The 13,612-nt window shown below is 70.4% G+C and carries 12 protein-coding genes, 1 other RNA gene and 2 pseudogenes; 12 read left to right on the top strand and 3 right to left on the bottom strand.

The features are described from left to right. Positions 1 to 26: 26 nt before the first annotated feature. From FVA80_RS29570 to FVA80_RS29555, 4 genes are all read left to right on the top strand, one after another. Positions 27 to 1,904, top strand: a complete 1,878-nt coding sequence (locus FVA80_RS29570) for a methylmalonyl-CoA mutase subunit beta (protein WP_147905862.1) — start codon at positions 27 to 29, stop codon at positions 1,902 to 1,904. Between the two features lie 34 nt (positions 1,905 to 1,938). Continuing rightward, the gene (locus FVA80_RS29565; protein ID WP_147905863.1) at positions 1,939 to 2,364 is read left to right on the top strand and encodes a hypothetical protein; all 426 of its coding nucleotides are present in this window, start codon (positions 1,939 to 1,941) and stop codon (positions 2,362 to 2,364) included. A gap of 126 nt (positions 2,365 to 2,490) precedes the next feature. Then, positions 2,491 to 2,937 (top strand): hypothetical protein, encoded by a 447-nt coding sequence (locus FVA80_RS29560; protein WP_147905864.1) that lies wholly within the window; start codon positions 2,491 to 2,493, stop codon positions 2,935 to 2,937. Positions 2,938 to 2,984: 47 nt separating this feature from the next. Further along, positions 2,985 to 3,704, top strand: coding sequence for a glutathione S-transferase (locus FVA80_RS29555; RefSeq protein WP_147905865.1), 720 nt, complete (start codon positions 2,985 to 2,987; stop codon positions 3,702 to 3,704). A 9-nt stretch (positions 3,705 to 3,713) separates the two neighbouring features. On the opposite strand, the gene FVA80_RS29550 is transcribed toward FVA80_RS29555, so the two are convergent. Both FVA80_RS29550 and FVA80_RS29545 read right to left on the bottom strand, forming a co-directional pair. Next, a complete protein-coding gene (locus FVA80_RS29550) occupies positions 3,714 to 5,456 on the bottom strand; it encodes a bifunctional protein-serine/threonine kinase/phosphatase (RefSeq protein WP_147905866.1) in 1,743 nt (580 codons plus the stop codon). Next, complete coding sequence (locus tag FVA80_RS29545; protein ID WP_147905867.1) at positions 5,453 to 6,991, bottom strand: YifB family Mg chelatase-like AAA ATPase; 1,539 nt, start codon at positions 6,989 to 6,991, stop codon at positions 5,453 to 5,455. The genes FVA80_RS29550 and FVA80_RS29545 overlap by 4 nt, the downstream gene beginning before the upstream one ends. Positions 6,992 to 7,149: 158 nt before the next feature. Here FVA80_RS29545 and FVA80_RS29540 point away from each other — a divergent pair, with 158 nt between their 5' ends. From FVA80_RS29540 to FVA80_RS29515, 6 genes and pseudogenes are all read left to right on the top strand, one after another. Continuing rightward, positions 7,150 to 7,410, top strand: a complete 261-nt coding sequence (locus FVA80_RS29540; protein WP_147905868.1) for a PepSY domain-containing protein — start codon at positions 7,150 to 7,152, stop codon at positions 7,408 to 7,410. 41 nt (positions 7,411 to 7,451) lie between these two features. After that, positions 7,452 to 7,550, top strand: an RNA gene (ffs, locus tag FVA80_RS29535) — signal recognition particle sRNA small type. A gap of 48 nt (positions 7,551 to 7,598) precedes the next feature. Next, a pseudogene (locus FVA80_RS29530) lies at positions 7,599 to 9,490 on the top strand (DNA polymerase III subunit gamma/tau). Positions 9,491 to 9,570: 80 nt separating this feature from the next. After that, positions 9,571 to 9,894 (top strand): YbaB/EbfC family nucleoid-associated protein, encoded by a 324-nt coding sequence (locus FVA80_RS29525; protein ID WP_147905870.1) that lies wholly within the window; start codon positions 9,571 to 9,573, stop codon positions 9,892 to 9,894. Between the two features lie 146 nt (positions 9,895 to 10,040). Then, a pseudogene (locus FVA80_RS32250) lies at positions 10,041 to 10,088 on the top strand (hypothetical protein); the annotation flags it as partial. 21 nt (positions 10,089 to 10,109) lie between these two features. After that, a complete protein-coding gene (locus FVA80_RS29515) occupies positions 10,110 to 10,259 on the top strand; it encodes a hypothetical protein (RefSeq protein ID WP_246692199.1) in 150 nt (49 codons plus the stop codon). A 36-nt stretch (positions 10,260 to 10,295) separates the two neighbouring features. Here the strand turns inward: FVA80_RS29515 and FVA80_RS29510 are convergent, their stop codons facing one another. Further along, positions 10,296 to 11,915, bottom strand: coding sequence for a phosphoenolpyruvate carboxykinase (locus tag FVA80_RS29510; RefSeq protein ID WP_147905872.1), 1,620 nt, complete (start codon positions 11,913 to 11,915; stop codon positions 10,296 to 10,298). A gap of 428 nt (positions 11,916 to 12,343) precedes the next feature. Between FVA80_RS29510 and recR the strand changes: the two genes are divergently transcribed. Both recR and def read left to right on the top strand, forming a co-directional pair. Then, on the top strand, positions 12,344 to 12,949 hold the full coding sequence (recR, locus tag FVA80_RS29505; RefSeq protein WP_147905873.1) for a recombination mediator RecR: 606 nt from the start codon (positions 12,344 to 12,346) through the stop codon (positions 12,947 to 12,949). 142 nt (positions 12,950 to 13,091) lie between these two features. Then, positions 13,092 to 13,607: a peptide deformylase gene (gene def, locus FVA80_RS29500; RefSeq protein ID WP_147905874.1), complete on the top strand. Its 516-nt coding sequence runs from the start codon at positions 13,092 to 13,094 to the stop codon at positions 13,605 to 13,607. Positions 13,608 to 13,612: the final 5 nt, after the last annotated feature.

Here is a 13,612-nt window from a genome sequence, read left to right as displayed (position 1 = left end):
AAGACGCCGCGCCCGGGGATTTTCCGATGGACGACACACCGCTCGCCGACCTGTTCAAGCCCGCCGACCGGGCGCGCTGGCTCGGCCTTGTGGACAGCGTCCTGAAGGGCGCAGACTTCGAGAAACGGCTGGTCTCCCGGACGAGCGACGGTCTGCGGATCGAGCCGCTCTACGAGCGTGCCGAGCCGACCGCGCAACCGTTCCGGGAGCCCGGTCCCTGGCGCGTGTCCCAGCGGGTCGATCATCCGGAGATCGCAAGCGCCAACATCCAGGCGATGACCGACCTCGAAGGCGGCGCCGACGCGCTGGCCCTGGTGTTTTCCGGCGCGGCTGGCGCCCGGGGCTACGGCTTGACCGCCCGCAGCGTCGAGGATCTCGACGCCGTGCTGAAGGGCGTGATGCTGCCGCTGATCGCCCTGCGGTTCGACGCGGGCGCGTCCGGCCTGGAGGTCGCCGGCTTGGTGAAGGGCCTCGCGGCCCGCCGCGGGGAAGACCTCTCCACCTACGACCTCGACCTCGGCATCGATCCGGTCGGGACGCTCGCCGCCACCGGCAGCCTCGGCGCGGTGTGGTCCGAGATCGCCCCGCGGCTGGCCACCACCGTCTCGGACCTCGAAGCCGCGGGCTTCACCGGCCGGGCGCTCCTGGCCGACGGACGGCCCTACCACGAGGCCGGGGCCGGCGAGGCGGCGGAGCTTGCCGCCGTCCTGTCCACCGCGGTGACCTACCTGCGTGCCCTGGAGGCCGCGGGCCACGACCTCGCCACCGCCCGCGACCGGATCTCGGTGCTGCTCGCCGCCGATGCCGACGAGTTCGTCACGGTGTCCAAATTCCGCGCCCTGCGACGGCTCTGGGCCCGGATCGAGCAGGCCTGCGGGCTGGATCCGAAGCCCCTGCGCCTCCATGCCGAGACCGCGTGGCGGATGATGACCCGGCGCGATCCGTTCGTGAACATCCTGCGCACCGGCATGGCCGCCGCGTCGGCCGGAATGGGCGGCGCCGACAGCGTCACGGTCCTGCCCTACACCCTGGCGCTCGGCCTGCCCGACGCGTTCGCCCGGCGGGTGGCACGCAACAGCCAGATCGTCCTGCTCGAAGAATCCCACCTGGCGCGGGTCAGCGATCCGGCGGCCGGTGCGGGCGGGTTCGAGACGCTGACCGCCCAGCTCGCCGAGGCGGCCTGGGAGGCGTTCCAGGCGATCGAGGCCGAGGGCGGGATCGTCGCCTCCCTCAGCGTCGGCAAGCTGCAGCGGCGCATCGAGCTGACCCGCGAAGCTCGCGCCAAGGCCGTGGCCACCCGTCGCGAGGCCCTGACCGGCGCGAGCGAATTCCCGAACCTCGCCGAGAAGCCGGTCACCGTCCTGGACGTGAAGCCGGTGACCGCCGGCCCGGCCTCGAATTTCGGTTCCGGTTCGGCCGTCGCCTGCGATGCGCTGCCGGCGATCCGTCTGGCCGAGCCGTTCGAGGCGCTGCGCGACGCATCCGACGCCGTCCTGGCGAAATCCGGGCACCGCCCCGCCGTGTTCCTCGCCAATCTCGGCACGGTCTCCGTTTTCAACGCCCGGGCGACCTTCGCGGCCAACGCCTTCGCGGCGGGCGGCATCGAGGCGGTGTCGAACGACGGCTTCACGGACCCGGCCGCCCTCGCGGCGGCATTCCGGGAATCCGGCGCGCCGCTCGCCTGCATCTGCTCGACCGACGCGCTCTACGCCGAGCACGCGCTGGCGGCCGCAGAGGCCCTCAAGCAGGCCGGCGCCGGATCGATCTACGTCGCCGGCAAACCGGTGGACCTGATCGATCCCCTTAAGGCGGCGGGCGTCCACGCCTTCCTGCATGTCGGCTGCGATCTGGTGAGCCTGCTCGACGGTGCCCTCCGTGCCGCCGTTCGGCCGCCCGCCGCCTGAGACGATCACGAGACCGCCTGCCCCGATCATCGCCATGAGCCGACGCCGTTTCGGGTGCCTGACCGGCGCCGCTCTGATCCTCGGACTCGCGGTCCCCGCTGCGGCGACGCCGCGGGGCGTCCGGATTCCGGACCGGTTCGACGGCACTTCCCGGTTCGACGGCACTTCCCGGTTCGACGGCACCTGGAGCGTCGAGATCCTCACCGAATCCGGTCCCTGCGACCGGGCCTACCGATACCCGGTGCGCATCGAGCACGGGCAGGCCCGCTTCATGGGGACGGCCTTCGTCGTGCAGGGCAGCGTCGCCCGGAACGGTATTGTCCGGGGCTCCATCGCCAACGGTCTCGGCACCGCCGACGTCGCCGGCCGGCCCGGCGCGAACGGGTTCGGCGCCGGCACCTGGGTCGCGTCCGGCGCCCTCGCCTGCCGCGGCCGCTGGCGGGCCGAGCGGCGGCGCTGAGCGCGGTCGCGAAATCGTCCGCATCTTGCCCGAGATCGGGCGGATGCAGCGACCCGTCAGCCGCGATCCCGACGCAATCATGAGGGAATGCTGAACGCCATTCGGACACCCGACGAGGCCGCCCGCATGAAGTCCACGATCCTCGCCACCTTCGCCGTCCTCGCGCTGGCATCGACGGCTCAGGCGCGTCCCCACCGCCATCCGGCTGCCCCGGTGGTGAACAAGGCGGAGGCCGAGAAGGTGCTGGGTCCGCTGCGGCAGGCGGCGACGGAATGCTTCGCCGAGACCGTGCTGGCGAACCCGAAGGCGACGGCCGAGGCCCGGGCCGGCCACTGGTACGAGGCGGTGGGCATCACCGGGTTCCTGTGCCGCCCGGAGGTGGCCGCGATGATCCAGGCCCATGACCGGCTCTACGGCGCAAAGACGGGTGAGCGCTACTTCAAGGGCGCCTACGTCAAGCATCTGGACCAGCAGCTCGCCGAGCACCTGCAGCCGATGCTGGCCCACAAGGCGGTCGCCAGCGCCGAGCCGCTGCCCGAGAAGGCGACCGACGGCGACGCCCGCGGCAACTGAGCGGGAACCACGCGCCGGCACCGCGCCTTCCCGGTGGAGGAGACGCGATGCCCTACGAGCTGCATTACTGGCCGATGATCCAGGGGCGCGGCGAGTTCGTCCGCCTCGCCCTCGAAGAGGCCGGTGCCGACTATGTCGACATCGCGCGGCGGGACGACGAGGCCGGCGGCATCGAGCCGATGCTCGACCGCCTCGCCGATCCGGGCAATCGCCGGCCGCCCTTCGCGCCGCCGTTCTTGCGCGACGGCGATGTCGTGATCGGCCAGAGCACCGCGATCCTGCTGTATCTCGGGCCGCGCCTCGGCCTCGTGGGCGCCTCCGAGGCGGACCGGATCTGGACCCATCAGCTGCAGCTCACCATCGCGGACGCGGTGGACGAGGCCCACGACACCCACCATCCCCTCGGGGTCGGCCTGTACTACGCCGACCAGAAGCCGGAGGCCGCGCGCCGGGCCGAAGGGTTCCGCCAGGACCGCATCCCCAAATTTTTCGGGTATTTCGAGCGCGTGCTGGCGGCGAACGGGAGCGAACGCCTGGTCGGATCAAAGCTGTCCTACGCCGACCTATCCCTGTTCCAGCTGGTCGCCGGATTGCGCTACGCCTTCCCGAACGCATCCAATGCTGCCCTGCGAGACACGCCGCATGTCGCCCGGCTGCACGAAGCGGTGGCGCAGCGCCCGCGCATCGCCGCCTACCTGGCGAGCGACCGGCGCATCCCGTTCAACGAGGACGGGATCTTCCGCCGGTATCCCGAACTCGACGATTGAAGCGCCGGGTCACCGGGGCGGGTGGGCGATCAGGATACCGGCCAACCCGAGCGCGGTGAGGCCCAGCACCAGCGACAGAAGCCGCCAGAACAGCAGCGGAACGCGCTCCAGCAGCGACGCCCGGCGGGTCTCCGTCAAACCGGGATTGGGGTACCGGAGATCGTGGACGAATTCCGAGAGCGCCTGGTACCGCCGGGCGGGATCGGGATGCACGGCCTTGCGCAGCGCCCCGTCGACCCAGGCCGGCAGCAGCGGCCGGGCGTTGCGGGCCGAGACGTAGCGGAGCTTGCGCTGGGCCGCGCGCGTCAACGCCCGGGGCACCCGGTCACCGTAGGGCAGCCGGCCGGTGAGCATCTGGTACGTCATCACGCCCGCCGCGAAAATGTCGGAGCCGGCCGTCGACGGCTCGCCCAGGAAGCCTTCCGGCGCCGTGTACTGCACGGTCCCCAGGATCTCGGCGGCATCGTTCCGGGGATCGCCCTCCACCACCCCGGCCACCCGGGTGGCCCCGAAATCGATGACCTGGACGGTTCCGGCGGTGTCGATCAGGACGTTGTCGGGGCGCAGGTCCTGATGGACCATCTCCTTTCGGTGGAAGGCTTGCACGCCCTTGGCCATCTGCTCGACGAGGCCGCGCACCGCTTCCAACTCGGGCGCAGGGTGATCGCGCATCCACTGGGTCAGGGTCTGGCCCTCGACGTAGCGCATGACCGTGTAGAGGTGGCTGCGGCGGCGGCTCTGTGGATGGGCCTTGAGCACGTGCGGGCTGTCGATGCGCCGGGCGATCCACTCCTCCAGGGCGAACCGCTTGCGCTGGGCCGGGTCGTCGCGCAGATCGAGCGAAAGGACCTTCAGCGCGACCGGATCCCCGGTCTCCGCGTCAAGCGCCAGGTAGACCCGGCTGCGCGGCCCGGAATGCAGGATGCGCAGCAGCCGGTAGCCGTCGAAATCGGCCGGCGGATCGAGCAACGGCGCGGGATCGAGTCCCTCGACGCCGCCGAGCAGGTCGGCCGGCTCGCCATCGGGCACGGCTTCGATGCGGATGATCTGGACCGTGAGGTTGTCCGGGCTGCCGGCGGCGTGCGCGGCCTCCACGATCGCCCAGGCGGCGGCGTCGAGATCGTCCTCGGCGGCCGCGATCATCGCGGCCAGGTCGCGCGGCCGGACGTGCTCGTGAACGCCGTCGGTTGTCAGCACGAAGACGTCGCCGGCGTCCAGGCTCGCCGTGTGGTAGTCGATCTCGACATGACCGCCCGCCCCGAGCGCGCGGCCGAGATACGATTCCGCCGCCGAGACCACGACCCTGTGATCCTCGGTGAGCTGCTCCAAGGACCGGCCGGCGACACGCCAGATCCGGGCATCGCCGACATGGAACAGGTGCGCGGTGCGCGCCTTCAGGATCAGCGCATCGAAGGTGGTGACGTAGCCCTTGTCGGCATCGTAAGGATCGCGCCCGCGCCGCGTCTGCGCGTAGAGCCAGGAATTCGTTGCCGCGATCACCCGCTGCGCCGAACTCTTCACCGCCCACGTGTCCGGGGTGGCGTAATAGTCGCCGAGGAAGCTCTTGACCGCGGTCTCGCTCGCCAGCGCGCCGACCGCGCTGCTGCTGATGCCGTCGGCCAGCGCCACCGCGATGCCCTTGAGACCGAGTGCCGGCTGCACCGGCACCAGGGCACCGTGGAAATCCTGATTCGCGTCCTTGCGGCCGGCCGCGCTGGCCTGTCCGATCGTGACGGTCAGGTCCGTACTCACGCGGCCGCCGCCGACGCGTCGCTCCGGCCGCGATAGGACAAGGCCTCGGCCAGGTGCAGCCGGCGCACCTGCGCCTCGCCGTCGAGGTCGGCCAGCGTCCGCGCCACCCGCAGGGTGCGGTGGAAGCCGCGGGCGGAGAGCCGCATGCTCTCGGCCGCCTGCCGGATCAGTGCCGTGCCCTCGGCATCGGGGCTTGCCACCGCCTCAATCAACGTCGCCGGGCATGTGGCGTTGGTGGTGGCTGCCGGCAGGGCGTGGGCGGCGTAGCGCGTCGTCTGTCGATTGCGGGCTTCGGCGACCCGGGCGGCGGCCTCGCGGGAGCCCTCGGCCGGGGGCGGCAGGATCAGGTCGGCGGCCGTGACCGCGGGGACCTCGATGCGCAGGTCGATCCGGTCGAGCATCGGCCCGGAGATCCGCGATTGGTATTGCGCCATGCAGCGCGCGTTCGGCCCGCGCCGGCAGGCATAGCCGGGCTCCAATCCTTGCCCGCAGCGGCATGGGTTCATGGCCGCCACGAGCTGGAAGCGCGCCGGGTAGGTCACCCGGTGGTTCGCCCGGGCGATCATCACCTCCCCGGTCTCCATCGGCTGCCGCAGGCTGTCGAGCGCCTGCGGGTTGAACTCGGGCAGTTCGTCCAGGAACAGCACGCCGCCATGGGCGAGCGACACCTCCCCGGGTCGCGCGCCGAGGCCGCCGCCGACGAGCGCGGCCATCGAGGCCGAGTGATGCGGTTGCCGGAACGGCCGGCGGTTCGAGAGCGCGCCGCCCTTCAGCTGGCCCGCCACCGACTGGATCATGGAGATGTCGAGCAATTCCCGCGGCGTCAGCGGTGGCAGGATCGACGGCAGCCGGGCGGCGAGCATCGACTTTCCGGAGCCGGGCGGCCCGTTCATCAGAAGGTTGTGGCCACCCGCCGCCGCGATCTCCAGGGCCCGCTTGGCGCCCTCCTGACCCTTGATGTCGGAGAGATCCGGCAGCGGGCCGGCCAGGCTGGCCACGGACGGTTCCGGCCGGGCCATGACCTGGCTGCCCTTGAAGTGGTTGGCGAGTTGGATCAGCGAGCGCGGGGCGAGCACGTCGAGATCGCCTCCCGCCCAGGCCGCCTCGGACCCGGTCGCGGCCGGGCAGATCAGCCCGAGGCCGCGGGCCCCCGCCGCGATGGCCGCCGGTAGGACCCCGCTCACCGCCGTGATGCTGCCGTCCAACGCCAACTCGCCGAGCACGCAATAGCCCCCCAGCGCATCGGCCGGGATCGCCCCGATCGCCGCCATGACGCCAAGGGCGATCGGGAGGTCGTAGTGCGAGCCCTCCTTGGGCAGGTCGGCCGGGGCCAGGTTGACGGTGATGCGCTTGGCCGGCAGCGCAAGACCCGAGGCGATCAGCGCGCCACGCACCCGCTCGCGCGATTCGGCCACCGCCTTATCGCGCAGGCCGACCACGTTGAAGACGACGTTGCCCGGGATGATCTGGACCTGCACGTCCACGGCCCGGGCCTCGATCCCCTCGAACGCCACGGTGGCGACGCGTGTGACCATAGGTCGGCAGTCCTGGGCCGCGGCGCCGGAGCGGCGCAACGGGCAACCTTAGCTGTGCGGGAAAATCGAAGCGGCCTCAAGAGGATCGCGGTTCACGCGGAACCTGGGCGCGGTCTTCCTGTTCAAAGGCGGCACGCAACACCGAAACGGAGCCCCTCATGCGCCTCGCCGCCCCCCTCCTCGCCCTCACCCTGGCCGCCGGCCTCACTAGCGTCGCCCGGGCCGACGAGAAGCTCCCGCCCGACCAGCAGGCCAAGGTCGAGGCCATGCTTCGCCAGGAGGGCTTCACCAAGTGGAAGGAGATCGAGCTCGACGACGGCATGATCGAGGTCGACGACGCGATCGACGCCAACGGCAAGCAGTTCGACCTGAAGCTCGATCCCAAGACCCTCGCCGTGGTCAAGCGCAAGGCCGAGTAGCCGGCGCTTGCGTTCGGCAAAGAGCCCGGCCATATAGCCGGCGGGGGGTTGGCGAGGGACGTTTCACTCGCCAACCGGGTCAGGTCCGGAAGGAAGCAGCCCTAACGAGACCGAGCGGGTCTTCGTCCAGCCTCCCACCTTATTTCTTGCCTCGTTTCTTGGCGCTCGGCAGCCCGACCCGATACGGCATGGACGCTACGACCGGCACGCCTGACGACGAGCCGGGCCTGCCCGGGTTCGCGAGCCCCGCTGGCGCGGTGACGCCCTATCGGGTGCTGGCGCGGAAATACCGTCCGACCAATTTCGGCGACCTGATCGGCCAGGACGCGATGGTCCGGACGCTGGCCAACGGGTTCTCGGCCAACCGCATTCCCCAGGCCTGGATGCTGACCGGCGTGCGCGGGGTCGGCAAGACCACCACCGCCCGCATCCTCGCCCGCGGCCTCAACTACGCCCGCGCCGGCGTCCCCGATACCGGCCCGACCGTCTCGATGCCGGAACTCGGCCTGCACTGCGCGGCGATCATGGAATCCCGGCACATGGACGTGCTGGAGATGGATGCCGCCTCGCACACCGGCATCGACGACGTGCGGGCGATCATCGACGGCATCCGGTATGGGCCGGTCTCGGCCCGCTACAAGGTCTACATCGTGGACGAGGTCCACATGCTCTCCGAGAAGGCGTTCAACGCCTTCCTGAAGACGCTGGAGGAGCCGCCGCCCCACGCCAAGTTCGTGTTCGCCACCACGGAGATCCGCAAGGTCCCGGTGACGATCCTGTCGCGCTGCCAGCGGTTCGACCTGCGCCGGGTCGAGGCGCCGGTCCTGCACGCGCATCTCGCCAAGGTCTGCGCGGCCGAGAAGGTCGAGGCCGAGGACGAGGCGTTGAGCGCCATCGTGCGTGCGGCCGAGGGCTCGGTCCGCGACGCGCTCTCGCTGCTGGACCAGGCCATCGCGCACGGCGCGGGCGCCGTCACCGCACAGAGCGTCCGCGACATGCTGGGCTTGGCCGACCGGGCGCGCATCCTCGACCTGTTCGAGGCGGTGATGCGCGGTTCGGTGCCGGCGGCGTTCGCCGAATTGCGGGCGCAATACGATTCCGGTGCCGACCCCTCGGTGGTGCTGTCCGACCTCGCGGCCTTCACCCACCTCGTGACCCGCCTGAAGGCCGTGCCGGAGACCGCCTCCGACCCGACGCTCAGCGAGACCGAGCGGGTCCGCGGCGGCCAGTTCGCGGAACAGCTCTCGATCCGCGCCCTGTCGCGGGCCTGGCAGATCCTGCTCAAGGCGATCCCCGAGGTCCAGGCTGCGCCCCGCCCGCTGGCGGCGGCCGAGATGGCGATCGTCCGCCTAGCCTACGCGGCCGACCTGCCGACACCGGACGAGGCCCTGCGCCAGCTCAAGGCCGAGGCCGCGGCGGCACCGACCGAGGAGGCGCCGCCATCCTCCGGCCGTCCGCCCCTGCCGCCGATTCCCGACCTGCGCGGTGGTGGGCAGACGGCAGCGGCCGTCGCACCCCGTCCCATGTCGGTCTCCGCACCGATGGCGGCGCCCGCTGCCGCTTCAATGGCGGCGCCGGTGGCGATGGCCGCCCCTCCGTCATGGCCGCCCCGGCCGAGCGCCCGGCTGCGCCGCCCGCGCCACGGCTCGCCCGGTTCGAGGACGTGGTGGCGCTGGCCGATGCCAACCGCGACATCCTGCTGAAGACCGCCCTGGAGCGCGACGTCCACCTCGTACGCTTCGAGGAGGGGCGGATCGAGTTCGCCCTCGCCCCGGGCGGCCGGGCGACGCTGGCCACCGACATCGCCGCCGCGATCCTGCGCTGGACTGGCCAACGCTGGGTCGTCGCGGTCTCGAAGGAGGCCGGCGCCCCGACCCTCGACGCCGCCGTAAAGGCCGCGACAGAGACCCGCCGCGAGAATGCCGCCGCCGACCCGTTCGTCCGTGAGGTGCTGACCCGCTTCCCCGGCGCGGAGATCGTGGATGTGCGGGAGACCGCGCCGCTCCCCTCGCCCGATCAGGAGATCCCGGGGGACGGCGATCCGGTGCCGGCGGACGAGGCCCCGGACGACGACTTCTGACACGCAGGCGCCGTCCCACATGGCGGCGGGCCGACGCGATACCCAAGTAGACTGACCGAGACACCACACGAGAGAGCTGCATGCGCGACCTGATGGGCATCATGAAGCAGGCTCAGGCCATGCAGGAGAAGATGGGCTCCCTGCAGGCCGAGCTCGACGAGATCGAGGTGACCGGCGCCTCGGGCGGCGGTTCCGTGCGGGTAACCATGTCCGCCAAGGGTCAGATGAAGGGCGTCACGCTCGACCCCTCCCTGTTGGTCGCCGACGAGCGCGAGATCCTCGAGGATCTGATCGTGGCCGCCTGCAACGACGCCCGCGGCAAGGCCGAGGCGACCATGCAGGAGCGGATGGCCGAGTTGACCAAGGGCCTGCCCCTGCCGCCCGGCATGAAGCTGCCGTTCTAGGCGCGGGCTCGAGCCGCGTCCGCGTCACCGCGGCCGGCGGCTCACCAGGACGACCCTGGCCAGGATGAGCGGAATTGCCAGCGCGAGGATCGGCGGGAAGCTCTCGCCCAGCAGCGCAACCGCGAGGCCCTCGCCGGTGATCGCAGATCGACCACCTGGAGAAAGCCGATCTGATCGAGCGGCGCAAACATCCGACGGACCGACGCGGGACATTGGTGGCGCTGACGGATGCGGGCAAAGCGCTGATCGACACCCTGCTGCCGGTCCATGTCGAGACCGAGCGCAAGATCCTTGCCGTCCAGACGGATGGCGAGCAGCGCACGCTGAACGCGCTGCTGGCGAAGTTGCTGAGCGGGCTCGGGTGAACGGGCGGCAGCGGCAACCGCCGCCCGATCCACATGTTACGCGGCAATGGCCTGCGCGGTCGGCCCGGCGGCGCGCACGTCGGCATCGACGTGGGCCTCGAAGCGCTTGAAGTTGTCGTCGAACATCTTCACCAGCCGCGCCGCCGTCTCGACGAAGGCACTCTTGTTGCCCCAGGTCTTGACCGGGGTGAGGATCTCCGCCTCGACGCCCGGGACCGAGACCGGCACCGCAAAGCCGAAATACGGGTCGCGGCGGAACTCCGCCTGGGCGAGAGATCCGTCGAGGGCTCCGGCGAGCAGGCGGCGGGTCACGCGGATCGGCATGCGCCGGCCGGTGCCGACGCCGCCGCCGGTCCACCCGGTGTTGACCAGCCAGCAATCGACGTCATGCGCGGCGATCAGGTCGCGCAGCAGGTTGCCGTAGGCGCTCGGATGCCGGGGCATGAACGGCGCGCCGAAGCAGGTCGAGAACGTCGCTTCCGGCCCGGTGAGGCCGCGTTCAGTGCCGGCGACCTTGGCGGTGTAGCCGGACAGGAAGTGGTACATCGCCTCGGCGCCGGTGAGCTTGGCGATCGGCGGCATCACCCCGAAGGCGTCGCAGGTCAGCATCACGATATTCTTCGGATGCCCGGCCCGGCCGGTGACGCTGGCATTGGCGATGAAGTCGAGCGGGTAGGCGCAGCGGGTGTTCTCGGTGAGCGACCCGTCATCGAAATCCGGCACGCGGCTGACCGGATCGATCACCACGTTCTCCATCACGGTGCCGAAGCGCTCCGTGGTGGCGTAGATCTCGGGCTCGGCATTGCGCGAGAGGCGGATCGTCTTGGCGTAGCAGCCGCCCTCGAAGTTGAAGATGCCCTCACTCGACCAGCCGTGCTCGTCGTCGCCGAGCAGCTGCCGGGACGAATCGTTCGACAGGGTGGTCTTGCCGGTACCCGACAGGCCGAAGAAGATCGCCGAGCCCCCCTCGGCGTCGAGCGCCGCGTTGGCCGAGCAATGCATCGGCATCACGTTCTGGCCGGGCAGGATGTAGTTCAGGTAGGTGAAGACCGACTTCTTCATCTCGCCCGCGTAGGCGGAGCCGCCGATCAGGACGAGCTTCTTCGAAAAGTCGATGGCGATCACAGTCTTGGACCGGCAGCCATGCCGGGCCGGGTCCGCCTGGAAGCTCGGCAGGTCTATGATCGTCAGGTCCGGCACGTAGGACGCGATCTCGGAGCGGTCCGGCCGGATCAGCAGGTTGCGGATGAACAACGAGTGCCAGGCGAGCTCGGTGAACACCCGGGCTTTGACCCGGTGGGCCGGGTCGGCACCGCCGTAGAGGTCCTGGGCGAACAGCTCCTTGCCCTCGGCGTGCTTGAGGAAGTCCTGGTGCAGGACCGCGAACTGCTCCGGCGTGATCGCGCCGTTATTCTCCCACCAGATCTCGTTCTCGGTGCTGGCATCGCGCACCACGAACTTGTCCTTGGGCGAGCGGCCGGTGTGGCTGCCGGTGGTCGCCACGAAGGCGCCGCCGCGGGCGAGCTGGCCCTCCTTGCGGGCGAGCGCCTCTTCGTAGAGGCGCGGAGCCTCGAAATTCCAGTGGACGGCCTTCAGAGCGTTGAAGCCGGCCGCGTCGGCATCGTGGGCCGCGTTGTGATCACCGATGTTGGTCAAGAGCGTATCTCCCGGGGCCCCTGTTCGTGCCGTCCACGCGACAAGACCGGACGCCAGGGGCGCCCGGGACTTCCCGGGGGACGTCCGTGCGGGCGTACAGGACCGCCGCACGCTGGATCACCGTTCCCCGGTTGCTCGCCCCCATACTGGATAGGCGGCCAAGCGTTGCCGTCTTACTGGGTGTTGCTGAACGCCCGCAACATCATGAAGCGTGTTTGACCGCAGTGCTGATCGCAAGAGGCCGCTCGTGTAACGCGTTGCTGATCGGTATTCTTAATTTTGGCCCGAGCAGAACGCGTTCGGAAAACCTATATCCTGGCTGGGCTGAGATGCGCCCTTGCGCGTTGCCCGGTGACGGCTATGCCCGCCGGACGTTTCGAAGGTTCGACCTTCGAAATCCCCACTGTCGATCCCCGCCAAGAGGTACGATGCCCCAAGCCGTCGCCGGCCCCGAGATCGAACGCCTGATCCAGCTTCTGTCCCGGATGCCGGGTCTCGGGCCGCGTTCCGCGCGGAGGGCCGCGCTCCAACTCATCAAGAAGCGCGAGACCTTGCTGGCCCCGCTGGCCGATGCCATGCGGGTGGCGGCCGAGCGCATCGTGGTGTGCACGAGTTGCGGCAACGTCGATACCTCCGAGCCGTGCACGATCTGCCGGGACGCCGAGCGCGATCCCACGACCCTGGTGGTGGTGGAGGACGTGTCGGACCTGTGGGCGCTCGAGCGGTCCGGGGCGGTCAAGTCGCGCTACCATGTGCTCGGCGGCGTGCTGTCGGCACTGGACGGCGTGCGGCCCGAGCATCTGAACCTCGCCAGCCTCGTGGAGCGCGCGGCCGATCCGTCGGTCAAGGAGATCATCCTTGCGCTGAACGCCACCGTCGACGGCCAGACCACCGCCCACTACGTCACCGAGTCGATCCGGCACCTCGACCGCAAGGTGACGCGCCTGGCCCACGGCGTCCCGGTCGGCGGCGAACTGGATTACCTCGACGAAGGCACGCTCACCGCGGCGATCCGCAGCCGTACGGCGTTCTGAGCACAGCCTGCGGCGCGGACGGCGCGGCAACCCTGGATGGGAGGGTTCGGAGGACCGGAATTTGACCGGCCCCCACCCACGCCATATTGCCTCGGGATCCCCGGGGCACACGTTCGATGCGCGCCCCCTGCCGGTTTCCGCCATGACCATCCGTCCGCTCGTCATCCTCCCCGACGCCGTCCTGCGCCGCGTCTCCGATCCGGTCGGGCCGATTACGCCCGAAATCCGCACCCTCGTCGCCGACATGTTCGAGACGATGTACGACGCGCCGGGCGTCGGGCTGGCGGCGATCCAGGTCGGCGTCGCCAAGCGGGTCGTGACCATCGACACCTCGAAGGAAGAGGGCGTGCGCGACGCGCGCGTGTTCATCGATCCGGAGATCGTCTGGGCATCGGAGGAGAAGCGGGTCTACGACGAGGGCTGCCTGTCGATCCCGGAATATTACGCCGAGGTCGAGCGGCCTGACCGGGTCCGGGTGAAGTTCCGAGACATTGAGGGCGAAGTGCAGGAGATCGAGGCGGACGGCCTGCTGGCGACCTGCATCCAGCACGAGATCGACCACCTGAACGGCGTGCTGTTTATCGACCACATCTCAAAGCTGAAGCGCGACCGGGTGATCAAGCGCTTCGCCAAGGCGGCCAAGCGCGACGCGGCGTGACGGCC

The organism is Methylobacterium sp. WL1 (assembly GCF_008000895.1).
Taxonomy (GTDB): domain Bacteria; phylum Pseudomonadota; class Alphaproteobacteria; order Rhizobiales; family Beijerinckiaceae; genus Methylobacterium.
Note: the sequence above shows the minus strand (reverse complement) of the source record. Positions and strands in the feature narration are given on the sequence as shown.